We start from the raw sequence: 24,973 nt of genomic DNA, 5'->3' as shown, positions 1-24,973 counted from the left end.
TCCTTTCTTATAACGTCCCACCCAAATACTGACGCATATAATGATCGAACTTCTCCTGCCATCGGCCTACATGGTTTAACTTATCGATAAAGAGCGGTATTCCTTTATAATCTGCCAGAGGTATTTTTAACATTGCTTCTTTGGATTGATGACTTCGGCTATTTACGAATTTGTAAGAGCGGGCAATCGATAAAATGACTTTATCAAAGCCTTCTCGATGATAGAAATAAGCAGCACCGATATTACCGTATTCGACAATCACAAAATTTTCGAAATAGATAAAAGCAATCATAGGATTCTGCATCAGTTGTACATCCTGCATGTAATCAATAAATCTTCTCCAGTAATTAAATCGTTTATTATCCAAATCGTTTTCGAATAATTTTTTCAACTTATCCTGAATCAACCAACGCTGTACTTCTTCCAGTGCCGATTTCCCAAGAAACTCCCAATCTGTCATTCGTTCGCGCGGATCTCTTAATCGCTCTATTGCCTGTTTCATCAAACCAAAATGAAATTGATCATATTTCCTATTTTCCAAGTAGCACTTCATTACTTCTTTATAAATATTCATGGGATAACCATTTAATACCTGAGTAATAAAGTCGACCCCTTCGCGTTTAATAAAAGAATCCGTCACCATCCCTTCGATAAACATCTGTCGCATTAATTCTGCTTCCAACTTGGATTTGGATTCTACTTTTAACAGCTCAAAAGCCTTTTGAATAAGCATTTCTGAACGAATAAGGGCCTGCGCCAACCCTCCTAACAAATCTCTTTTATTAGAAAGAAATAAGCGCATATGAACCTTTACATGTTCAGGTAAATTCAAAAAAGAGAATTGATCAAGCAAATAAATTCTTCTTAATAAGTCTTGCAGCGGAGGACTGGCATAAAGATGCTGAAACAGTCCCCATGCTGCTCTGCCTATAACTACGGAATAACGATTGGTTAAGATTTGATTAATCTTATTTACTGTTTCTGCCGTCTCTTTCGGAAACGGATATCCCTCATAGATTAATAGTAAAATCTCAACCTTTTTTAGGCTTTTACATAATTCTTCGATTTGCTCCTCCGGTGTCGACCTAATCTTTTCCAACAGCTTAGGCAGTAAAACCTTACCTCGACGTTTGATCAGTTCGGTTTCCTTCCCGCTGTACTTCTGCTCGATTTTTAATCGTTCATTGACTAACTTCTCTGGCTTGAAGGAAAGCATATAAAAATATTGGTTAATTTCCATCCGGCTCCCCCAAACCTTGAAGTTGATCCAGCAGCTGATCATCTTTCAAACGAAATTTGAACTCTACTCGTCTTGACTTGTCGGCATCAATTTTACCGTTAGCTTTAAGTATGGGGATGCTGAATGATCGGCCATTCGCTGTGATGACCGGTTTTAGCTCCTCTTTATACTTAAAGTTTGGGAAGGTGGGCTGGTAGATCTCCTGTACAACCGACAAAGCGCGGTCCTGCGACAATTTCAAGTTGTACAGATATCCTCCTTTTGTATCCGTATGTCCTTCTACGATAATTTGAGCAATCTCCCCTTTGAAACGATCCGATAACAAAATCTCGATGTATTGAGGAATAAACTGCTTCAAATACTTTCTCCCGGTAGCCGATACTTCGCTGCTGTTCGACTCAAAAAACACGCCTCCGGAGAAGCGAATAGAACCTGTCTGCGGATCGACTTCCATAGCAAGATCTGAATCCTGAAACGACTTGACCAGCGCCTCGATAATTTCGGATTTTACTCCGGCAGCTTCTTCGATGATTTGATTCTTTTCATTGATTGCTGCTGCTTTCGCTTCATAAGCGGATTGACTTTGAGCGAGAGTGATCATGATAACCAAGGCAAAGATGACAAGCAGAGCCGACATTAGGTCCGTATAAGAAACCCAGAAACTCTCTTTTTCACCTTCATGAGCCCGAGCGACGTGACGTTCATTACGAAATCCTCTAGCCATTTATACGCACACCCTATTCAGCGACAACCGGGCTCGCCAAAAACTTCGACTGCCGGTTGATCTCGTTAATCGTTTGCCGTAAAGCGTCCATAGCATCCGGAAGATCAATAAGACCATCTTGAATCGCATCTACCCCGCTTGCCAAAATGCTAACGGACTTGGTTAATTCTTCGTCGAACTGCGTAAACGTATTTTGCAAGCCGCGATGCATGTCGTCCGTGAATTGATTCATTGAGGTCTCCAGATGCTTGTTTGTTTTGGCCAAAGACTCGCTAGTCGACTCCCAGACGGCTTTAAGCTTTCCTACTCGTTGGTCGAGCTCGCTGACTTGAGTTTCCATGATTTTCTGAACGCGCATAGACACTTCATCAAGAGTCGTTCTTTCCTTTTGAATATCACGGATCAAAACTTTGAAGTCATCTTGAATATGAATGAATTCAGAATTGTTATGAGTGAATTTCTCAAAAATCACAGCCAGTTCTTGATTAGATTTCTGACTCCACTTATTCTGTTCAGCTAACGTTTCTGCCAGGTTACGCTGACTAAGCGTAATTCCTTCAATTTGTTTCAAACTTTCTTGAAATCTATGCTGGAAAGTTGCCTGCAAATCCGTTTGTTCGACAATGGTGCTCAAATTTTCTTTCAAAGCGCTCATATGACTATCGAAATGTTCATGGAATATAAATCTTTCTTCAGTCATTTTTTCAAGCAGCGTAGAGATGGAAGAACTAATATCGGAACCGGCTTGGCTGGCTGCGCCGAGCTTGTCCACAGACTCACCGAAGCGATCATGATAACCATCCATTTGTTCGCTATACTGATTCATCCGATCCGCCAAAATAGTCGTTCGATCTACCATGACAATTTGGCTGTTTGCGGACTCGTGTAAGGATTGGACCAATCCCTCAAGCTCCGATTGAACTTGAGCCTGCCATTCGACAGTCGCATGCAAGGCGTCTCCCAAGTTTTTCATATGATCTCCCGTCAATTCATTCAATTGCGAAACGAATTGATCTGCCATGGTCTGCATGGCTTCAGATTGATGCAGCGCTGTTTGCTCCACCAATTCAGCCATAATGTCCTGCGTTTGCTGCATTTGAGGAACGATCGCATTCTGCATCGAAACTGTGAATCCTTCAACCATCTCAGGCACGATGTGATTAGACATAAATTCTTGCAGTTCTTGCATCTGGTGACCTTGCACCATTTTCTCAAGCATTTCTTCGCCGAATTTCATCTGTACAGCAGAAGATTTCTCGATCAAGTCGGCAATTGCGGAAAGTTGAGCAGCTGCCTCATTACTTTTCTCAATCTGAAGCGCAGTCGACTTCTCGATAGAATCCTGAACAGCTGCCGTTAACTTAGGAAGTGCTTGATTAACCATCACGTCTTGAAGCTCCTGAATTTGATGCCCTTGCACCATTCGCTGCATCATCTGATTGCTCTGTTCAATCTGCTGATTCATAGAACGCTCGATCGAACCCGCTACACCGTTAATCATATTGGGAATGAGCACATCCGATAAGAAGCTTTGAAAATCACGCATCTGCTCTTCCTGCCGCTTGTCGATACTGTAAAGAAGCGTACTTTGATCCTGAGTCGGAAACGACTCGTCGACGGATTGACGAATTTTCCCGAAAGACTTAGACAGCATTGGATAGAAATATCCTTTATCGACCAACTGCCATATTAAGGACAACCCTATGCCTGCAATAGAAGACAAAAACTTGACTTTCATCCCTTGAAGCAGGCCGCCGATTCCGCTTTGCATCACTTCTGTACTGGCGCCAACCTGCAATCCGGATACACCTACAGCAATACCTATGAACGTTCCGATAATTCCGAGCGAAAGGAAAACGCCGGCAATCGTTTCGGCAAGCTTTCTTTTACCGTAAGTTTGGACGAAATTTTCTTCGAAAAAAAAGTCGTAAATATCGGGTGTGTAAGCTATTCCTTCCTGCTGATAAGAAACATAGGTTCTGTAATACTGCTCCCAAGCAGGTCGCATGACTTTCTGAATATAAGAATTGGAGCTGTTGCGGATCAGCTTATCGAATTGATGAAAACGCTCAGGAATGTCTTCGATTCCTTCGACTTTCTTTAAGTATTCTTTCACCTGTTCAGCGGCTTTTTTCGCTTCCAAGTATGGAAGAAGCACTTTAAACAATCCAATCAGAAAAATAACGACCATAAGCCCGATGTACAGCTGATAAAACAGAATCGAAGTAAAAAATTCCATGATGTCCCCCTGCCGCAGTATGATTGCTTTTTTTAATTGCCGGTAAAGTAGAAGTCCCCTTCTTTTCGAACCTTACCGATTCCCTGCTCGATCCCCAATACGCTATCCTGCAGCAGCTGCCCGTCTTTCGAGTATCTAAGCTGCGCCAAACGGCGATGCAGCTCTTTGATCGATGCTTGCCCTTTAAATTCGCTCTTCAAAATGTAAGCCACAAAATCGGATTCATTCTGGATTTGCGGGTGAAGCATGGATACGATGATTTCGTCATAGGAGCCCAGCAGCTTTACTTTTTTGCTCTTTTTAAGTGCATCCACCAGTAGGTCTTTACTCCACGGCAGGTCATTTCTCAAATGAGGCAGCTGTGCCTGGATGAGAACCTGCTCCGCCAATACGTAAGGCAGGCCTTGATTGGCTGCAGAATTCAAGGAATCTTCTACCCGTTGCAGAAGGCGGTCTTCCTGCTCCTGCGTCCAGCCGAGATTATCTCTATGGATGTATTCGCCGAACCGACCGCGGGTGTAATAAAAAATATCCCGGGAACTGGAAAGGACTAAATCAAGACTCGCTTCCCTAGCCCCTAATTCTTCGGTCAGCCACTGCCACACCTGCTCCCGAGGAACTTCCGCGCCCTGTTCCAATACGTATTGTTCCACTACCCCTTGTACACTAACGTTCTCCCACTCATGTCCTTCTAGCGCAATCCAAGGATATCGGACAAAACCGTATTTTTCATCCACAGAATCTTGAACGAGATCGTAAAGCAAATAAGACGTTCGGATATCCCGCATGTCGCAATCCGAGCGGATTGCTTCGAATAACTGGGCTGCATGAATAATCGTTTTCTCTGCCAACAGCTTCTTTAATTGTTCGTTTACAAGTCTCGGAAACTCCTCATCGACATGATAAAATTCGCGCAATGCCGCAACCCCAAAATCTACTTGTACGAAATCCGTATCGTTCGAGATGTTGTAATCTACGGTGAAATTTTTCCAGCCTCGCCGAACGACAAATTCTTGTTTTAATGCCTCCAGCGTAACCGGAGCATTTTTTTCGCGAATGTAATTCTTGAGCATCTCTCCATTACTCACTTTAAAATCGTCATCCTTATGCCATACATGAGGGAACTTACGCAGTTGAAGTCGATCAGCCGAGTGCCGTCGCAAAAGAGTGTAAAGCGCGTATTCGTTAGCAATGCCCGAGCTGTTCAGCTCCTCATCAAAACGCGTATACAGCCGGCCGATCGAAATCGGACTATGCTGCTCAAGCAAACTTTCAGCATAAAAAGAGATCTCTTCCAGCAAAGGCAATGGAGCATGCACAAAGGAAGAATGAATATAAATGCCTCTTCCCCACAAGTAAAAAACATCCGAACTCTCATCGCGGCTGAAAATTGAAGTAATGTCTCTTTCTTTTTCGAACTCGCCCGGTGTAATACGGTTGGCGGCTTCAACCAACTCGCTTGCTTTTTTATAAATTTCAACGCCCTGCGGGTATTGTCTCAAAACGGCTTCTGCAATGCTGGCTTTTGAACTGCCTACGGCAATCCAAGCATCCTTGTCTATTTGTTGAAGGAAAGAATGAACCAGTCCTTGCAGCAGAACGATCGGAATGTTCAATTCTTGGGCTTGAATGTTCGACCATGTATTCCTGTACGCTGCATCAATTACTCTACCCGTCAGTGACGAGCGGACTCTTTTCCGCAGTTCATTACGAATTTCTTCGATCTCTTTAAGCGTATGCTTGGTCCAAAGTCCGCAATCATGAAGGTAAGACCAACCCTTCTGCTGCATAATCTCAAGCATCGTGTACTGTTCAAAAGATTGATCAGGCGTCATCGGATAAAAGAAACTTCCCTCGTGCTCGCACGCTTCCGTGACGGCACGACGCAGCGGTTGAATATCTCTGGCCAGTTTGGCAAGCTGCGTTGCTTCGATCTGTCGAATACGCTCACGGGTTACGCCGAAATGTTGACCTGTTTCTTCCAGCGTTGCGCCTTTTCCTGCTCTTTTGGCTTCCCAGCGATAACGAAGGACTTCCAGCTGTCGTTCATTCCCCCGCTGTCTATCGCTGCCTTGAAGCCAGAGCTGCCAATTATCCTTAACCTGTCCGATCGCATACTCTATACGCTGTTCGTGAGTCATGACCGCCCAAGCCGATTCTACTGCTGCACGCTGCCTATGAGTTTTGAGGACCTCGCACAGCTGCATATGAAACTTCTGCACGGCAGTTTGTCCGATACGCGGGAGCTGCTGAAGCTCAGCCAAATCCACAGGAATTTGGCCGATCGTTGTCCAACCCGCATGCAGCATTTCGGTAATCAACTTGGGTATGTTAGCGAGCATCAGCGAGTCGATCCGAAGTTCGTACTCGTCAGCATTCACAGCGAACTCTTCACCCTGAAAAACAATCAAGCCGCTTTCGCTCACCTTTTTCCCAGCATAGGAAACGGAAACTGAGGGCTGTAACTCTGGGGAATGTTCCGATCTTTCAGTCAGCTGACTTAACTGCGCAAAAAACTTGGCTACCGCTCCGTTCCCTACGCCTTTGATTCGGCTGGGCAAAATGGATAGGGCTTCCGGCAGGTCGCCCAGAACGGTCATATGCCAATTCTCTTGAATGCCTCTGATCAGCGCAGCGCATCCCAGGATCGGCAGCTCTTCAATTCTTCGCTGCCGCAGATTGCCGGACATGCGAATCGTTTGGCCTTCAAAATAAAACTCCATGTCCGGTTCTCGCCGTTCGTCATGTTCCTCAGCTGGTTCGTTTCCCTGTTCATTCTCGATCTGGACTTCATGCGACTTGAGGCGCTCAACCGTACCTTCATGCCGTCCGCGCAGCAGCCACGCCAACGAAGAAACCGGAATATGACTCAACTGCTCCGAACGGGCAATCGACAACCGCTGCAGCATCCGGCAGGCATCCGGCTCAAGCCACTCACTCAGCAAAACACCTTCAGGAAGCTGGCCGATGCGGGAATCGTCTTCGCTCCGTTTCAAGTTGATGACGCGTTCCAATTTCCCTTCGAATTCGAAGCCGAAAAACCACAGTTGGATCATGGTATCGTGAAGCAGGCTGCGCTGCTTCTCGTACAATTCAAGCAGCTTTTCTTCCGTCCAATCGCCGAATACGGCAATGCCCATCTTCGCTGAAATTTCCGCCAGTCTGGGCGAAGCGTAACCGTCGATCGGCTGATTCAGCAGGTGATCCGGCACATGAACGGCCGGGTTCTCCTGCTCGGAAACGATAGCTGCTGGATCAACCTTTTCTTCTTCTGCCGCCTTCTGCACTTCCGGTGCATTCTTCGACGAAAGATTCGAATTGGACGCCGGGCGAGCCGATTCTATCTGCTCAGCCTGCTGCTGTTCATCCCTACTCATCTCTGGCTTCTCTTCCAGAGAATGCGAAGGCTGAATCGGAGACATGCTCTCGGATACCCAATGCTGCACGGCTCCGCTGCGGTCAAGCAGGAACCAGGCTGGTTTACGATTCGTCGAAGCGCTGCCGCCGCGGGCGAATCGGAAATAGAGTCCGTCCGATCTCAGCTTGCTCAGCAGCTCTTTTAATTCCCAGCCGCCGAGCACCCAGAGAGAACCCCGGTTATTTCTTTTATCGATGACCTCGCAGCCCTGGCTTTGCAGATAAACGGCCACTTCCATGCCTTCGCGCTCCTTATCGGAGTCGACTATTGGCGCGGGCGCAGCTGCTCGAGCAGCTGCGTTCGTAACGGCAGGAGGCGACGGCTGGTACGCGGGGCCAGCATGCTGCCGGCTCTCCGCGATCTGCCGCAAAGCTTCTTCCATGCCGCGGAACTTCTCGTCCAGCGTAGGGATCAGCTTCGTCTCCAATTGATCGGAGATGATCTTCTCCACGAAATCCGAACTGATAGCGGGCTGCACTTCGATCGGCGCAGGTTCCGGAACTGCCAGTTGAAGCGGCATCCGGTAAGCCGGAAGCTCCTGCTCCGGCGAACCGTACAGCTCGGTGTACCAGCAGGCCAATTCGAACATATGCCGATGCGCCGTCAGCGCCACGTCGGCGTGAATGATTTCGCTTCCGTGCACGGCCGCATTGCCGTTCATCCGCAGCCATTCGAACTTGCTGCGGATTTCTTCGCTCAAGAGCCCTTCTTTTCCCAGCTTGAACAACCGATCCACTTGTTTGATGCTGTATACGGGCTCCATCTTTTCGTTGACGGATACCGCTTTTGCCAGCAGTTCCCCGAACAATCTCCCCTGGCTCAGCGTTCCGCGCGGATGTTCCCAAATATCCCGTTCCGCCTGTACGGCGACGGAAGCGGCTTCCGCATGCAGCCCTTCCAGAAAAGCAAAACTCGACGTTTCCATCGCTCTCCTCCTTGCTTAAGCAGGTAACAGGTTAATAGCGGAATTCTTTCGATGCGTCAACGCTCATCAGCTCCGCTTGATTCAGTACCATATCGACCGCCAGCTTTTCCAGATCCGGCGGATATCCGTATTTCTTCAGCAACCGTTTGACCGTGACCCGCATCTGCGCGCGCACGTTCTCGCGCAGCGTCCAGTCGACGGTCAGATTGTTTTTAATCGAGACCATCAGCTCATGCGCGATCTGCTTCAGCATCAGGTCTCCCATCAGCATTTTCGCCGACTCATTGGATGCCAGCGCATCGTAGAACGCCAGCTCTTCCGCCACCATGCCGGACTGTTCGCCGCGCTGTACTTCTTCATTGATGTCTTTGGCCATCTGGATCAGCTCTTCGATGATCTGCGAAGTCTCTATGGTACGATTATTGTATTTGCGAATTGCTTCTTCGAGCATTTCCGAGAATTTGCGGGCCTGCACGATGCTGCGCCGCTCAAAAGCTTTGACCTTGCCCTGAAGCAGACGGCGAAGCAGCTCGACTGCCAAATTCTTCTGTTTCAGTCCTTTTACACTTTCAAGGAATTCATCCGAAAGAATCGCAATATTTGGCTTTTGAAGGCCTGCGGCTTCCAGAATATCGACCACTTCCTCGGAGATGATCGACTTCGAGATGAGCTGATTCAGTTCGGCGTCCAGTTCGGACGGCGTTTTTTTGCGGTTCTCGTCGGTGATCAGCTTCACGATACCCGCTTTGACCGCTTTGAGGAAAGCGACTTCCACGTTCACCTGCTCGGCTGCCGTTGTCGTCGCACATAACGCATAAGCTTTGGACAGTTCCGTCACCCAATTGATAAAATTCCGTTTGTTTTCCTCGCCGAGACCCAGTACATAATCGACCGTCTCCACCAGCGATTTCATCCGTTCGGAAGCGCGTTCCGAGTTAAAACGGCTGTAATCATGTCCATGCAGCAGATCGTGAAGCAGATCCAGCCGCTCCAGCATCGCTTCGACCGCCTGATCGGTGTCAATCCCCGCGTTCTGTCGATCATTCTCCGTATACTGCTGCAGCGCGTCTTTCAGCAGATCCGCGATGCCGATATAGTCCACGACCAGACCGCCCGGCTTGTCACGGAATACGCGGTTGACGCGGGCGATCGCCTGCATCAGGTTATGGCCCCGCATCGGCTTGTCGACGTACATCGTGCTCATGGACGGAACGTCGAAGCCGGTCAGCCACATATCGCGCACGATCACGATCTCCAGCGGATCGTTCAGATCTTTCATCCGTTTCGCAAAATATTCGCGGCGGCGCTTCGTTCCGATATAAGGCTGCCATTCCTGCGGATCGCTCGAAGTGCCTGTCATGACGATCTTGATCTTGCCTTTATCGTCGTCTTCGCTGTGCCAATCCGGCTCCAATTCAATGATCGCTTTGTACAGATCGATCGCGATCCGGCGGGACATGACGACGATCATCGCTTTGCCGGCCATGCCTTTCTGCCGCTCCTTGTAGTGGTTGACCATGTCGGCAGCCACTTTCTTGATCCGCTTCTCCGAACCGGCGAGCGCTTCAAGACGTGCCCATCGGGACTTGAGCTTCTCTTTCTCGGACATCTCCTGGTATTCGGTGATCTCTTCGTAGGCGCTGTCGATGACGGGACGCTCGTTCTCTGCCAGCTCCAGCCGCGCGATTCGGCTCTCGTAATAGATCTTGACCGTCGTGCCGTCTTCCACGGCGCGGGTCATATCGTAGATATCGATATAATCGCCGAATACGGCAGGCGTATTCTTGTCGGTCAGTTCGACCGGCGTGCCAGTGAAGCCGATATACGAAGCGTTCGGCAGCGCGTCGCGCATGTATTTGGCATAACCGTATTTGATATCTGCTTCGCCGGTCTGCTTGTTCGCGATCACTTCCGCCTGGAAGCCATATTGGCTGCGGTGCGCTTCATCCGCGATCACGATCACGTTCTTGCGGTCGGTCAGTTCCGGGAATCCCGACTCTTCTTCTGCCGGGCTGAATTTATGTACCGTCGTAAAGACGATGCCTCCCGACTCCACGGCCAGTATTTCGCGCAGATGTTCGCGGTCTTCCGCCTGCTTCGGCGTCTGCCGCAGCAGATCGCCGGATTTGCTGAACGTGGCAAACAGCTGGTCATCCAGATCGTTGCGGTCGGTGACGACGACGATCGTCGGATTGTTCATCGTCTGCACCAGCTTACCTGCGTAGAAGACCATCGTCAGACTTTTGCCCGACCCCTGGGTATGCCAGACGACACCGACCTTGCGGTCTCCTTCGTCTTGAGCAGCCCGCTCGGTGCTGAGGATCGCTTTGTTAACCGCATGGAATTGATGATACCCGGCCAGAATCTTGATGGACTTGTCTCCGTCGCTCTGGAACAGGATGAAATGCTTGATCAGATCCATCAACCGCTGTTTCTCGAACATGCCCTTAATCAGCACTTCCAGCTGCGGCAGCGTGGACGGCGCCACATCGCTGCCGTCGATCGTCCGCCACATCATAAAGCGTTCTTCGTCGGACGTCAGCGTGCCGGCGCGCGCGTTGATGCCGTCGCTGATGACCACAATAGAATTATAAGTAAAAAGCGAGGAGATGCTGCTCTTGTAGTTTTGCACTTGGTTGTACGCTTCACGGATGCCTACTTCTTCTTTGGAGGCGCTTTTGAGTTCGAAAACGGCAATCGGAATACCATTGACGAACACGACGATATCCGGCCGCCGTTCTTCGTTCTCCACGACCGTAAACTGATTGACGACGAGGAAATCGTTATCTTCGACCCGTTCCGGGTCTGTCTGGAACAGCCAGATCTTGGTCGTGCGGTTCTCGCCGCTCGGCGTACGGTATTCCACGTCGACGCCGTCCGTAATCATGCGCTGGAAAGCACGGTTGTTGACCAGCAGACTGGGGCTTTGCGGAATCTCGACGATCCGGATGGCTTCGTCAATCGCGCTCTGCGGCGCGCCCGGATTGATCCGGGTCAGCGCCTCGCGCAGCCGTTCGGTTAGGATAATATCGCTGTAGAGCATGCGCTCCGGATATTCGCCTTCCGGCGAAATCTCCGGGCCGTAGCTCCATGTATAATTCAACTCTTGAAACCATTCGACAGCCGCTTGTTCCAGATCGCTCTCGGCATAAGAAGTGATGTACACGGCGCACCTCCTTCGTTGTGTGCAGGGTGTAAGGCAGATGGTGAAGCGTTCCGATTAAGGCGTGACTTCGGCGTCTTCTTCGAGAGGGACGCGGATTTCTCCGGACATGAGTTTGGGGAGGAGCGTGTCGCGGAGTTTTTCCAAATTTCTTGACTCTATTTGTTTAGAAACAACTTGATCAACAATAGGATGAAAAATTTCGTTTGCTTTTTGATAAATGACCTCACTTGGAACGACAACCTTTGCATCCTTCAAATCCTGCCTTTTTATGTGTCCCATAGTGGTGGCCTTATCTTTCGCTATGCTACGAAATCTATCTACGTAGTGAAGAGTCCAATAGTAGTAAAACCATTTATGAAATTCTTCCGACGTTACTTTAAATAAATGCTGGTTCAAGCCACCAATACCACCACACCATGGTTTAACTTCGAGAGTTCCTGACCATGAGAATAGAACATCACCATCTTGGATAATATATTTATTATCAATTTCTGGGCTGGCTTTGTCACTGTCACTACTCGTTCTGCCTTGATTTAGTTCTCTGATTTTAATTACAGGTATATATGCTTCATCAGTTGGCCTATACTTTTGCATTGCAAGTCCATTTAGGTAAGTAGCAATTCCGTCCAAACTGGATACAGTCCAACCTTTAGGAATCAACCCCAACTCACTTTCCTCAAATTCTCCCCCGCTCGATTTATAAGGTTCGCCATTTTCATTAGGGAATTCAAAATCGATAAACCAACGTTTGAAAAGAGCTTGGGCCATTTCTTCGAGGTTTTTGTTGATGGCGTTGTTGAGTTCGATTTTTTGATCCAAAACCTTAAACACTTTAGCGATGTACTTTTGCTCTACAAGTTTTGGCAAAGGAATTTCAATATTTTTCACATTATATATTGGTAGTTTTCCTTGTGCTGATCCGACTGTCCTTGATAGTATTTGATGCTGACCAAAATCTGATTTGAGATAATAAAAAAGATAATTAGAATCCAATTCTTCATTACATTCGATTTTTACAGCATTTTCAGTTAAATTAGCTTTATCAAATTTTTTATCAATATAAAAAACTAATCCGATAGTATGACCCACTATAGCAAGACATACATCATTTGTTTTTACAATGTATCTAGCAATAGTTTTATGTGTCTCTTCATCAAGAAACATAATTTTCTGTTCATCAATTCTCCCATCATTAACATCTACCAATCGAAGATATGGATGATTGGTCATCTGGGACTGCAAAGTTCTTCCCTTAGGTAATCGCTTACCGCCTTTCACTGTACTCAATTCACCCAATTTAAATATTGGCCAAGTCTCAAAATTCAAACCCAATCCCCCCAAGCCGCTTCCGAATCTCTTCCTCCAGCTGTCCCGACTTCGCAAACTGCTCCGCCAATTCTGCCGTCAACCGCACCATTTTATCCTCAAAAGGTTCGCTGTCTTCTTCCGCATCTTCAATCCCGACATAACGTCCCGGCGTCAAAATATATTCATGCTCCTGCACTTCCGCCAGCTTGGCCGATTTGCAGAATCCTTTGACATCCTCGTACTCGCCGGCTTCTTCCTGTCCGCGCCACGCATGATACGTATCGGCGATCTTTTTCATATCTTCGGCGCCCAGTTCTTTATGCGTCCGATCGGCCATATGTCCCAATTTCCGAGCGTCGATAAACAGAATCTCGCCGCGGCGATCGCGCATGCCTTTGGCCGCTTTGTTCTTCGTCATAAACCACAGGCAGACCGGAATCTGCGTCGAATAGAACAACTGCCCCGGCAGCGTTACGATGCAGTCCACCAGATCAGCGTTGACCAGTTTGCTGCGAATCTCCAGTTCGGCCGTCGTGCTGGTCGACATCGAACCGTTCGCCAGCACGAATCCGGCTACGCCGCTCGGCGCGAGTTTGGATACGATATGCTGAATCCAACCGTAGTTGGCGTTACCGGCAGGCGGGATTCCGTAAGACCAGCGCGGATCGTCGACCAGACGCTGACCGCCCCAGTCGCTGATATTGAACGGCGGATTCGCCAGAATGTAATCGGCTTTGAGCGTCTTATGCAGATCGTTGTGGAACGTATCCGCGTTGAACTCCCCCAGATTGCTGTCCACGCCGCGAATCGCCAGGTTCATTTTGCACAGGCGCCATGTCGTCGGGTTGGACTCTTGGCCGTAAACGGCGATATCGCCCAGCTTACCCTGATGCTCCTCCACGAATTTCTCGCTCTGCACGAACATGCCGCCCGATCCGCAGCACGGGTCGTAGACACGGCCTTTGAACGGCTGCACCATCTCGACAAGCAGACGAACGACGCTCGACGGGGTGTAGAACTCTCCGCCGTTTTTGCCTTCGGCGCTCGCGAACTTACTGAGGAAATATTCGTATACCCGGCCCAGCACGTCTTTGGAACGGCTGTCTTTATCGCCGACCTTAAACGAGAAGACGTCGATCACTTCGCCCAGTCTCGTCTTATCCAGCGCAGGGCGGGAAAAGTCTTTCGGCAGCACCCCTTTAAGCGACGGGTTTTCTTTTTCGATCTGGATCATTGCATTGTCGATAATCTGTCCGATCTCCGGCTTTTTCGCATTGTCTTTGATATGAGCCCAGCGCGCTTCTTTGGGAACCCAGAAGACGTTATCCGCCATATATTCATCGCGGTCTTCTGGATCGGCGTAGGCCTCATTTTCCAGTTCCGCATATTTTTCCTCGAAAGCGTCGGACACGTACTTCAAGAACAGCAGACCCAGCGCGACGTGCTTGTACTCCGCCGAGTCCATGCTGCCCCGAAGTTTGTCCGCCATTGTCCATAATTTTTCTTCAAAACCGATATTAGCCGTTGCCATATAACCGTTTATCCTCCTTGTGCGGATCTATCAATACCGCTTCGTATAATTCGTTTTTTTGCTTTTCCCAACGGACAGTCGCTTCATCGACCGCCTCACGGTAACGCTGCTTCTCCAACCTGTATTGCTCGCCGATCTCCCGCTGACGCTTGATCGACAGGAGCGGGATCTCGATCTCGCCCACATCCGAAGGATTCAAGTTCATGACCGTGGTACCCCGCTGGAAGCTTTGAATCAAGGCGAGACCTACCGGGCTTTCCAAAAAGATCTTGGCGTAAAGGCTGTCGATCTGTTCGTTGAATCGGATCACGATAATATTGGCGGAAGCGATCACGAACGAATCGGAGGCCGGGAACAACGCCAGCTTGGTCTGCGTTCCCCGGCAGGTCAGCACAAGATCCCCTTCCTGCACCTGATATCTCTTGAGCTTGCGCTCTTCCTCGTCGATCGTCTCCAACTGGTCCAGCAGCACTTCGCCGTCGTCGAGATTGGAAATATTGAGGACCGATACGGTTCCCGGCCGCAGGTCCTGCTTAAGAATCGATTTGCCGCGGAAAATATCGGCTGCCGCCTTGAGCTTGATCTTGGGCACCGCCGACTGCTGGAATGCAGCCAATGTGCTCCCGTCCTGCTCCAGCACTAATTCGATACGCCAATCCTTCAGTTCGTGGAACGCCGCACTGCCCAGTCCGATTGTCTGCCGATCGACCAGTTTTTCATTATCTACCGCCAGCTGGCCGATTCGGACTTCCTTGCCGATCTCTCCGCCGCCCAGCAGCAGCAGATAAGTCTTGATCGCCGTATAAGGACGGAATAATCCTTCCGGCAGCGTGTAGATCGCTCTGACCGGCATTTCTTCTTCGATGGATCGCCGCCAGTTCTCCATCTCCCCCGATTGGAACATGATTCGGGCCGGCATTACGGCAGCCAGCGTTCCTCCCCGGCTCAACAAAGGCGAAAGATGATGAACCGCCGCCAGCTCGCTGTCCCGATACTGAAGCGAATCGTCTTCCAGCTTGGCGCCGAATGCCGGAACGGTCAAGATGGCCTGGAATTTTTCGTTCAGCGGAAGCGGATGGTACAAGGACCCCTGGATGACTTCGATTCCTTCGCTGCCGTCAAATACGATCTTGAGCAGGCGTCCGAGCAGGTAATTTTCCGTCAACAGCGTCAAATGGAAAGAAGACTCTCGTTGGTTGCGGTATGCCGACAGCCCTTCGAGAAACTTTTCCGCTTCGGCGACCAAGATCCGGCCTGTTCCGTCCCCTACCGCTTCGGACAGAAATCTGGCAAAGATGCCTCCATAGACCTGCATCGCTCCGATCGCCCGATCCTGACGCAGGGTCTGCAGGCCATACTCCAGCAGGTCCAGGTCTTTGCCCGCGTGGTATAATTGGAAGAACAGCTCCCGATCACCGGGGAAATGTCCGAGCTCGATCGAACCGATTACGTCCTGCATGCGGGTAAACAGAAGTTCCGGACTCTGCTCCAGAAATTCACGATCGGGATCGGATATCTTCGCCAGCGCCGACTTCAGCTTGACGACACGGATCGCTTCACGCAGCATCTGATCCCTTGATCTCAGCTCGTAGCGGGCGCATAACTCCCAGAATGTCTCAATCAATGCAACACCTCCTTTGTTCCTATTTTCTTATTAGGTAAACTATACCACTTTACAACTTGGTATTTCAATACTAGAATTAAGTTTAAGGGCGACACGTACTTAGAAAGCAGGAGGTGAACCACCTGTTTTACGGAACTCGGCTCTTTTATGATTGGCTTTATTTTGCAACGTCCATGTCCCCTGCTTATCTTCTCTTCCTGCTTCAGCTCAACAAGAAATTCAACAAACCGTTTGACTGCACGGTCTTCGGTTTCCATGTGACAATCTATCATTGGTGCATGCTCGCTCTGCTGGTTTTAGCCTGCTTGGCTGTATTGCTGCGGTCGCTGCTGTATTGGCAGTTCAATAAAGGCATAGGAGATCCGGTGCTTGCGCCGCAGCTGCCTCATTTCTCGAAAAATAACTTGGCAGAGAGAAACGGCAGCGTGATCGCATTCCTGCTCGGAACCATTCTTCCGGCGGTGCTCGTTATGGAGAATTCTCTCGTCGAGTCTCTGGCCGTATTTATCATCCTTCAATTCATCCTCTTTGTTCTGATCAAAAAGTCGTCGGACATCTTCCCCAACATCATGCTGCTCTTACTCGGAATCGATCTCTGCAAAACCAATCAAGGTAATTATCTATTCATTCTTGCCGGAACCGATCACGATGCTGCTCGCGTCTACAAGATCGGCGATCCCGCAAAATCCAAGACTTATATCACAGCATATAAGAAATGAGGGATGAACATGACTTTGCAAAAGATTTGGGTATGCACGTCGAAAAGCGCCAAGCTGCATCGCATCTGTCTGCTCCAAACGGATAACGACATCAGGGAAGACATCTTTAAAAGCTTCGAAGACGATCTGCAAACCCAGCAGCAGAATGAGTCTTCGATCGTTCGGTTCGCCGATTCGGCGTTGATTGATGATATCCCTTATTTCATTTCGTTAAGCGACATCGCGACAGATGATTATCTACAGCCTTTCAAAGAAAAAGTAACGGAAATCCTGGACAATCCCAGTACCGAAGTCATTCGTTTCTCGAACAATCCGACGAATGCTCAAGGAATCAGCAATCTAGAAGAAAACGAGGCTATCAAATTTATCATTGCACAGTCGAACGAGTCTCTATATTTTCTGGAGGTTCCCAAGTCATCCGTCATCAAGCATCGGCTTGTGCTTACACTCGGGATTACGCAAAATTCGACGGTACTAAAAGTGCCTAAAGGTATTCAAGTCCCTGCTGAAGTGACGGCTAGAGTAAGCTGCGCGGATCGAAAGCTATTCGTGTACGATGTTAATAAATTCGAGCGCATGCTGACTTTGAACGAAAATCAGAAAGCAAAATCGTTCACCATCTTGGACAAATTTGTGAGCGGGGAATTCAAGATTTCGAGCGAAGATTATACATTTACGGGGTTAGGTGCTCAAGACGTTCGCGACGAACTCAAAAAGAGCATAAGAGCCACGCGCAGACTTGCCAAGTACAAGCCTGATCCGAGTCCTTATTCGATCAACAAGATCAAGGATGCCGTCAACAAGCTGGACAGCAGCTTGCAAGTTTCTTTTGACGACAGCAGCAAGACGATACATGTGACGGCCGATACGGCCAAAACATTCGTCGCCATTATTTATAACAGCATTGTAGAACGCTTAATTACGGGAAAAGTCGAGCTTGCCATTTAATGTAGAGGAGGAGTAAATATGAAGGAGTCCAGAGAACGATTTGCCATCGCTATTGTCATGGCTGCATTGGCTTTGACTTTCTATGATCATCCTTGGCTATTTGGATGGATTGGCTTTGTGTCGGTTTATGCCTTGGTTAGCGGGTTCGTGTATCGAAAAAGAGTAAGAAAAGACGGAATTTAAAAGTAAGGGAGTTCCAAGTATGCCTCAATGGTATCTTATTGACCGTCATTTTCAAGTTCATCCTGCAAAGCTTGAAATCCTGAGCATGGATGAAGCCAATACTTTGCATGCGCTCGGTTGGGAACGCAACTTCAGTTGGCTCGAAATCATGCGCGACTCCAGTAAGGGTGCTGCAAAAAAGTTAATTACCTATTCAGATCCGCGCATTCAGGGAGCCATTTCTTACCGGCATGACGATAACTTTGTTTTTGTCGATCTTCTCGAGAGCGCGCCCAGCAACCGTTTTAAAAACTTAAATCGGATTTACACAAACGTATCTGATGTTCTTATCGGATATGCCTGTCTGCAAAGTCTTAGTTCACCCGCTGCAGAAGGATACGTCGCCTTCGACTCCAAAACTTCACTAATTGCTTACTATGAAAAGCGCTTCGGCGCGCAGCGAATCGGCGCTCAACGAATGATGATCTATCCTCGTGACTCTATGCGCATCGTCGGGTTATACTATAGATAAGGAGGTGTTGCTTCGTGAGGCCCAGAAATCGAACAGCAAAGCTGCCTGCAAGGACCATCAGCCGTGCCAATGCGCCGCTAAGCGGCGTCATGATCGTTCCGCCTACGGACAGCCAAGACGTGATCCGGGAACAGGTACAGGATCATATCCAACGTCACAAAGAAAGTATGAGTGCTGCGGAGCGCGCTCAACTCCAATCAGAAATCAACGCTTTCAGAAATAACCTTTTGCAGTCTGCCGCTCACTCTAAAAAGACTATGGAGTAACTCTAATATGTCCTTAGCATGATAAAATCCGCCGTTTCATTGCACGAATTCCAAGCGAGCTTTCGGAAAATCCTCCGAAAGCTCGCTTTTTTATACGTCTTAAAAGTTCATTGCCGGCAGTATCCTGTTTACAGCTGCAGCAGCCCGTTCACCAGCAGCACCAATCCGAATCCCGCGCACAGCGCGCCGCCCAGCGTCTTCGCCCGGCTGCGGGTGCGGTCATACCGCTTGGGCCAGATGATGTAGATCCCGAAAGCGAGCAGCAGAAGGCCCATGCCCAAACTAAAAAAATGCAGGCTGCCCGCCAGCGCTTCCGCGCCCCGGCGCACCGCTTCGTCTCTTCCGTCGTCCTGCATGTTCGATCCCCTTTCCGCCTGTCAGCCGCTTAGCCGGCCGAAGATTCTTTGTATTCGCTCGGGCTGCAGCCCGCGTATTCTTTGAACACTTTGGAAAAATAATGCGGATCGCCGAACCCCAGCACGTCGGCCACGTCCTTGACCCGAACTTCCGGCCCCGAAGCCAGCAGCCGGCGCGCTTCGCCGATCTTAAGCTCCATATAATAATGGACGAACGTGCTGCCGGTGTACCTTTTGACGATCCGGCTGATGTACGAAGGGCTTACGTGAAACTGCTGCCCCGCGTCGGTGACGGAGATCTGCGCGGACAGGTTCTGCCGCAGATAGCGGTCGAGCTGCCCGAACAGCTCTTCGCCGCCTCGCCTGCTTGGCTCCTGCAGGCCGTCGAACCCCGCGGCGCACCAGCTCTGCAGCGCTTCGGCAAAATCCTCGGTGCTGCCGGCCGCGAGCCATTCGCGCAGCACGGCGTCGAAGCCGCCGGCCGAATCTTCCCCGGCGGCGGACGCCTGCTCGGGTTCCGTCTTCGCGGCTTCCGCCGCTTCGGCGTGTCCGCCGGGAGGGGTGGCTTCGCTCGCGCCGCGCTCCGGCGCGGAAGCGGCGGTCCCGAATTCGTCCGCCAAAAAGCGGAGAAGCCGCTCCAGCTCGGCCAGCCGGGCGCCCCCGGCGAGCCACAGCGGCAGTCTCTGCCGCAGCAGAAGGAGGAATTTCTCCTTCTGCCGCTGGGCGAGCAGGTCGGCGAGCTGCGCCTGCGCCGCCAGCTTCTCGGCTTCGCCGCAGCGCGGCGCGCCGTCTTCCGGCTCGCCCGCGAAGGCCTCCAGGCTGCCGGATACCGTCAGCCGTTCGCGCATCGCGCGTTCCAGCCGGCCGTACGCGCCGGCAAGATCCCGCAGCTCCACCGGCTGCGGGCAGGCCAGCGCGGCCGCATGTAGGCCGCGCCGCTCAAGCGCGCCGCGCGCCGCGTCCGCCCACGCCTCCGGCGAACCGTGGGCGGCCGATTCCCTCGCGTCCGCGAGCGCGAGGAGCCCTTCCGGGTGCGCCGCCGGCAGCACCCGGCAGCCGAAGGCGCCGCAGGCCGGCGCCAACGCGGCCTGGACGGCGGACGGCGTCCAGCCGCCGGCTTCCGGCGGCGGCGAGAACGGCCGCCGGCGCAGCAGCAGGAGCGACTTCTCCCCGCTCAGCAGCTCCGCGTCCAGCGGCAGATCCGCCAGATGCTCCGGCGCGACGACGCCTTCCAGCATCCGGCGGTCGCTTCGCTCCTGCTCTTGCAGCTGCCGGAGCAGCCGCTTCAGCACGTCCGTCAGCTGAGACTGCTCCACCGGCTTGAGCAAATAGTCGAACGCCTGCAAATTCAGCGCGCGGCGCGCGTATTCGAAATCGCTGTAGCCGCTGATCAGCACGGCCTGCAGCCGGGGATTGATCCGCTTGCCCCGTTCGATCAGCTCCAGTCCGTCCAGCTTCGGCATGCGGATATCCGTCAGCAGAATATCCGCTTGCTCCGTCTTCAGCAGCTCCAGCGCTTCGAGCCCGTTCGAGGCGACCGCCGTCACCTTGACCGGCTGCCCCGAAGACTCGATCAGCATCCGGATATTGCGCAGAATCGGCTTGCTGTCTTCCGCGATGATGGCGTTGTACATCTCGCATCCTCCTTTGCCCGCTTAATAAAAGTCTTCCGTCAGCGACGCGATAATCTGGATGGCCGCCCCTCCGCCGCCGTCCGTATGATTGTACATGTTGAAAAAGAGCCGGTTTTTGTACATTAGCTGCAGGCGGCGCACCGTGTTGACGATACCCATGCCGCCGATGACCGTCCCTCCCGTTTTCCCGGCATTTTCTGCGCCCGCTTCCCGTTCCCATTCGCCCGACGCTTCCGCCGCCCGGATGCGTCCCAAAATATCTTGGATCGTATCCGGATCGAAGCCGTCGCCGTTATCCCGGATCTCCAGCGCCCACAGTCCGTTGTACAGCTTCACGCGCACCTCGATCATCCACGGCGTATCCGCCTCGCGGAACGCATGCTCGATGCAGTTTTCCACGAAAGGCTGAATCACGAGCCGCGGCAGCCGAATGCCGTCGAACGCGGGATCTTCGTCGACCGTCCATCGCAGATCGTCTTCGTAATGGTGCCGCAGCAGCGCCAAATAATCTTTCGCATGCTCCAACTCCTGCGTCAGGCTGACATGTTGATAAGGCGAAGAAACGATATAGCGCAGGCTGTCCGACAGGTTTTTGCACATTTCCGTAACGACCGCGTTTTTCCCTTCCTGCGCGGCGATGCTGATCAGGTACAGCGTATTGTGGATAAAATGCGGCGCGATCTGCGCCTGAAGCGCCGAATTCCGGGCCACCGCTTCCTCTTGCACGGCAAGCTTTTCCCGCTCGATCGACACCTGCAGCCGCTCCAGCAGCCCCTGGAACGCATCGTTCAGCTGCAGCAGCTCGTTGTTCGTCGAAGGCGTCTCCACCTTGGTGTCCATGTTGCTGTAGTTGATGCGCAGAATTTGGCTTCGCAGCCTGCGGATCGGCAGCAGGAAATTGCGGGCGGAGAAATAGATATACGCGGCGGAAAAAAGGAACAGCGAAGCGATCAGCAGCATCGAGATCGTCGTCACCGAATGGACGGGGCCGAGCACGACCCGCTTCGGCGTGACCGTGTAGGTCGTCCAGCCCGTCTCGTCCGAACGGGAATACGCGACATAGCTGCCTTCCCCGCTCAAATACACGCCGTCCGTCCGAGCGTCAGCCGGCATCAATTCCGGCATCTTCCTTTGCTCGGAGCCGCTTGACGCGTAGATGACCTGACGGTCGGCGTCCAGCACGTACACCTCGCCGCCCGAACCGCCGGACGCCGCCGAACGTTCGAGCATGCCCTGCTGCAGCTGGATGGCCATATAGCCGAACACTTTGCCGTTTTGATTGATGATCGCCCGGACGAAAAAGACGCGCTCCGCGGCGGGACGATACAGATCGTAACCGTTTTCATTCCAACTTGCACGGCGTCCGCTTGCTTCCAGGAAAGGCACCAGCGACGGCGGATTGCCGGCGGAGCCGATGAATGTCGTCAGCAGCGTGCCGCGCAGATCGTAAATCGCCACGTCCTCGATATTCATGCTCGGCCCGATCGATTGGAACATGATTTCTCTCAGCCTGCGGTTGCGCGACAGCCCTTCCACCGAGAGGTTCGCGTAATCGCCGGACGGCATTAACGCGAAGATGTCCTGGCTCGACAAAATGCGCTGAGACAGCTGATTCTGGCCGTCGACGTACAAATTCAGCTGATCGCCGATCTTCGCCGCGGTCTGCCTCATTTCGTTCTCCGTCGTCTCTCTGAGCGGACGGACGACGACCTGATTGACGTAGATCCCGAAGCTGCCCATGACGATCAGCAGCAGGACGGCAAAGGCCAGCAAAAACTTCGTCTGCAGACTGACCCGTCCGCCCGACCTTTTGAGTTTTCCGAAAAGCACCCTGCAACCTCCCATGGCCGTTGATGTTCATACTGTACAACCAAAGACAAAAATCGACAAGGGCACTCGGCACAAACGGGACGATGCGAAGACGCGGCCGAGACGGCAGCAGGCCAAGACGACGAGGCGGCAGGATCGGTGGCTCGTCGGGATCGGCGGATCGGCGGGGTAGGTAAACAAGTGCTTAGGAGCAGTTATTGCACACGGAACAAGTGTTCAAAACGAAATAACTGCATATGGGTTATTATTTTCGAGAAAAAGGGTCACAAAAAGCAAATAACTGCGTATAAGCAGCTATTTGGGCGTAATAGGGACAAATCGGGTGCTTTTACGGAAAATAAGTGCTCTTGCGCAGCTATTTTGCTCAAAACGCTGATTATCGAAAAAATAAGTGTCGAAATGCAGTTATTTGTTGGAACTACTCAGCTCGAACTGACGCCGAACGCTGCGAACAAGCTTGATTCGCTTGAAAGGCGCGGCGCCGCGGCCCCTGTCACCTTTCAAGTTTCGCTTGTTCTCGGCCGCTCAGCTCGAACCGGCGCCGAACGCTGCGAACAAGCTTAATTCGCTTGAAAGGCGCGGCGCCGCGGCCCCTGTAGCCTTTCAAGTTTCGCTTGTTCTCGGCGGCTCAGCTCGAACCGACGCCGACTCGAACAGCGAAACTTGTCGTTTCCTCTTGCGAGCCTTCGAGCTTTGTTCAGAATATTACACCCCAACAGTAAACGTGAGCCATGTACCCCCTCTTCGCGACCCTCTATAATTTAGACTTGTAAGCGGATTCAAAATGTAAATGCGGTCGTCATCGGCATCGGGCGGCGCGGGCGGCGGGCTTCCTTGGTCGCAAGACCTGCGGCCAAGCGCATCACGGGATCGATTTGCAGGCTGCATCGGAATTTTACCAAAAAGATCATCGTCAGACGGATCCATCATTCACAGGGGGCGAGATTATGAATCGAAAAACGAAAAAAATCGCGGCGGGATTGCTCGGAGGGTTAATGGCGATGTCGCTGGCGGCATGCGGAGGCAATGCGTCGCCGGGCGGTTCGACAGCGGCGGGCGGCAGCGGAAGCAGCGGAAGCGGCGGCGGCTCGACGATCGAGTTGGCCATTTCCAAAAGCTCGCAGGACTCCATCTTCGTGCAGCAGGATCTGCTGGACTCTTTCGAAAAAGAAACGGGAATCAAAGTCAATCTTCAACTTCTCCCGGCCGAACAAACGTCGACCGTCCTTCAAACGAAACTGGCGGTCGACGAGACGCCGGACATTATCCAGTACAACCTGGCGAGCGCTACGACAGACCTTAACTTGGAGCGCAACTTCGAAATTCTCGACAACGAACCTTGGGTGAGCCGATTGGAGAATAAAGAAGTCCTTTCCGCGTACGGGCATGTTTACAGTTTCCATCTCAGCCAAGATACCGGTATGCAGGGCGTCGTTTACAACAAGGACATGTTCAAAGAGCTGGGCTTGACCGTTCCGACCAACTTCGAAGAATTCCTCGCCGTATGCGAGAAGATCAAAGCCGCGGGCATCACGCCGGTATTCATGCCGTTCAAGGACAACTGGGCCGCCAACGTCTGGCCGGCCGCCGCTTTTGCGGATTACGCGGAGAAGAACGATCCGACGCTGTTCGAAGATATCAACGCCAACAAGAAGAAATGGTCCGATGTGCCGGCATTCGCGGACATTTTGCAGCAGCAGTATGAAGTTTACGAAAAAGGCTACACCAACGGCGATATTCTGAGCGACAGCTACGATATGGCCGTAGGCAAATTCCTGAACAAAGAAGTCGCGATGATGTTCATGGGGGACTGGCTCATTCAGAATGTGAACGATAACGATCCGAATATGAATCTGGGCGTATTCCCGATCCCTTATGCTCCCGACGCCAAACTGGGCGCCAGTCCGCTCGGCGGCCAGCTGTTCATTCCGAAAAAAGCCAAAAACATGCAAGGGGCCAAAAAGTTTTTCGAGTATGCGGCCCGCAAAGACGTAGCGCAAAAAATCATCGACGAACAGAAATTCGTCTCCAACTTCAGCGACGTGACGACGCCCGAGCTGCCGGAGTACAAGCAGGAGATCGTGGACAATTACATCACGCCGAAGAAAACGGTGCTGACCGTGGACGCGCATATGCTGGTCGACCGGAGCGAACTGTATCGTTTGCTTCAAGATGAATTTGCCGGCGGCATCGACGCCCAGGGCGTATTGAGCGGTTGGGACGAGAAATTCGCCCAGCTGATGAAAGACAAGGAAGTCGAAGGATTCTGACCGGAAAGTTTCGGCGAAACGGCGATATCCACTGTCTGACCGGGCCGGCGCGGCGGGGAATTTGCCTTACCGCACCGCTCG

The 24,973-nt window shown here is 51.3% G+C and carries 16 protein-coding genes; 5 read left to right on the top strand and 11 right to left on the bottom strand.

Annotated elements, in window-relative coordinates:
• Positions 1–7 precede the first annotated feature (7 nt).
• From GYN08_RS02045 to GYN08_RS02010, 8 genes are read right to left on the bottom strand one after another with little or no spacing between them, the layout of a single operon-like run.
• Positions 8–1,240 carry a hypothetical protein gene (locus GYN08_RS02045; protein ID WP_166272015.1) on the bottom strand — a complete coding sequence of 411 codons (1,233 nt, stop codon included), beginning with the start codon at positions 1,238–1,240 and terminating at the stop codon, positions 8–10.
• Entirely contained in the window at positions 1,230–1,964 is a 735-nt protein-coding gene (locus GYN08_RS02040; RefSeq protein ID WP_166272013.1) for an OmpA/MotB family protein, read from the bottom strand. The genes GYN08_RS02045 and GYN08_RS02040 overlap by 11 nt, the downstream gene beginning before the upstream one ends.
• A gap of 13 nt (positions 1,965–1,977) precedes the next feature.
• The gene (locus GYN08_RS02035) at positions 1,978–4,203 is read right to left on the bottom strand and encodes a hypothetical protein (protein WP_166272011.1); all 2,226 of its coding nucleotides are present in this window, start codon (positions 4,201–4,203) and stop codon (positions 1,978–1,980) included.
• A 32-nt stretch (positions 4,204–4,235) separates the two neighbouring features.
• The gene (locus GYN08_RS23560; RefSeq protein WP_166272009.1) at positions 4,236–8,546 is read right to left on the bottom strand and encodes a sigma factor-like helix-turn-helix DNA-binding protein; all 4,311 of its coding nucleotides are present in this window, start codon (positions 8,544–8,546) and stop codon (positions 4,236–4,238) included.
• A gap of 31 nt (positions 8,547–8,577) precedes the next feature.
• Positions 8,578–11,706, bottom strand: coding sequence for a type I restriction endonuclease subunit R (locus GYN08_RS02025; RefSeq protein WP_328802895.1), 3,129 nt, complete (start codon positions 11,704–11,706; stop codon positions 8,578–8,580).
• Positions 11,707–11,766: 60 nt separating this feature from the next.
• Entirely contained in the window at positions 11,767–13,038 is a 1,272-nt protein-coding gene (locus tag GYN08_RS02020; protein WP_166272007.1) for a restriction endonuclease subunit S, read from the bottom strand.
• A complete protein-coding gene (locus GYN08_RS02015) occupies positions 13,028–14,551 on the bottom strand; it encodes a class I SAM-dependent DNA methyltransferase (protein ID WP_166272005.1) in 1,524 nt (507 codons plus the stop codon). The genes GYN08_RS02020 and GYN08_RS02015 overlap by 11 nt, the downstream gene beginning before the upstream one ends.
• Positions 14,538–16,175: an N-6 DNA methylase gene (locus GYN08_RS02010; RefSeq protein WP_235945700.1), complete on the bottom strand. Its 1,638-nt coding sequence runs from the start codon at positions 16,173–16,175 to the stop codon at positions 14,538–14,540. Before GYN08_RS02010 ends, GYN08_RS02015 begins: the two co-directional genes overlap by 14 nt.
• A gap of 113 nt (positions 16,176–16,288) precedes the next feature.
• Between GYN08_RS02010 and GYN08_RS02005 the strand changes: the two genes are divergently transcribed.
• The 4 genes from GYN08_RS02005 to GYN08_RS01990 are packed head-to-tail and all read left to right on the top strand — an operon-like array spanning position 16,289 to position 18,536.
• Entirely contained in the window at positions 16,289–16,894 is a 606-nt protein-coding gene (locus GYN08_RS02005; RefSeq protein WP_166272003.1) for an antibiotic resistance protein VanZ, read from the top strand.
• Between the two features lie 9 nt (positions 16,895–16,903).
• Positions 16,904–17,842, top strand: a complete 939-nt coding sequence (locus tag GYN08_RS02000) for a hypothetical protein (RefSeq protein WP_166272001.1) — start codon at positions 16,904–16,906, stop codon at positions 17,840–17,842.
• Between the two features lie 18 nt (positions 17,843–17,860).
• On the top strand, positions 17,861–18,025 hold the full coding sequence (locus GYN08_RS01995; protein ID WP_166271999.1) for a hypothetical protein: 165 nt from the start codon (positions 17,861–17,863) through the stop codon (positions 18,023–18,025).
• 19 nt (positions 18,026–18,044) lie between these two features.
• A complete protein-coding gene (locus GYN08_RS01990; RefSeq protein WP_166271997.1) occupies positions 18,045–18,536 on the top strand; it encodes a hypothetical protein in 492 nt (163 codons plus the stop codon).
• A 394-nt stretch (positions 18,537–18,930) separates the two neighbouring features.
• On the opposite strand, the gene GYN08_RS01985 is transcribed toward GYN08_RS01990, so the two are convergent.
• Genes GYN08_RS01985 through GYN08_RS01975 form a run of 3 tightly spaced genes read right to left on the bottom strand, consistent with a single transcriptional unit; the run spans position 18,931 to position 22,622 of the window.
• Complete coding sequence (locus GYN08_RS01985; RefSeq protein ID WP_166271995.1) at positions 18,931–19,158, bottom strand: hypothetical protein; 228 nt, start codon at positions 19,156–19,158, stop codon at positions 18,931–18,933.
• Between the two features lie 29 nt (positions 19,159–19,187).
• A complete protein-coding gene (locus tag GYN08_RS01980; protein WP_166271993.1) occupies positions 19,188–20,792 on the bottom strand; it encodes a response regulator transcription factor in 1,605 nt (534 codons plus the stop codon).
• Positions 20,793–20,813: 21 nt separating this feature from the next.
• Positions 20,814–22,622, bottom strand: coding sequence for a cache domain-containing sensor histidine kinase (locus tag GYN08_RS01975; protein ID WP_328802568.1), 1,809 nt, complete (start codon positions 22,620–22,622; stop codon positions 20,814–20,816).
• A 947-nt stretch (positions 22,623–23,569) separates the two neighbouring features.
• Here GYN08_RS01975 and GYN08_RS01970 point away from each other — a divergent pair.
• The gene (locus tag GYN08_RS01970; RefSeq protein ID WP_166271989.1) at positions 23,570–24,892 is read left to right on the top strand and encodes an ABC transporter substrate-binding protein; all 1,323 of its coding nucleotides are present in this window, start codon (positions 23,570–23,572) and stop codon (positions 24,890–24,892) included.
• The last annotated feature ends 81 nt before the right edge of the window (positions 24,893–24,973 follow it).

Source organism: Saccharibacillus alkalitolerans (assembly GCF_011090185.1).
Classification (GTDB): domain Bacteria; phylum Bacillota; class Bacilli; order Paenibacillales; family Paenibacillaceae; genus Saccharibacillus; species Saccharibacillus alkalitolerans.
The sequence above is the reverse complement of the archived record's forward strand: the minus strand, read 5'-3'. Positions and strand labels throughout refer to the sequence as shown.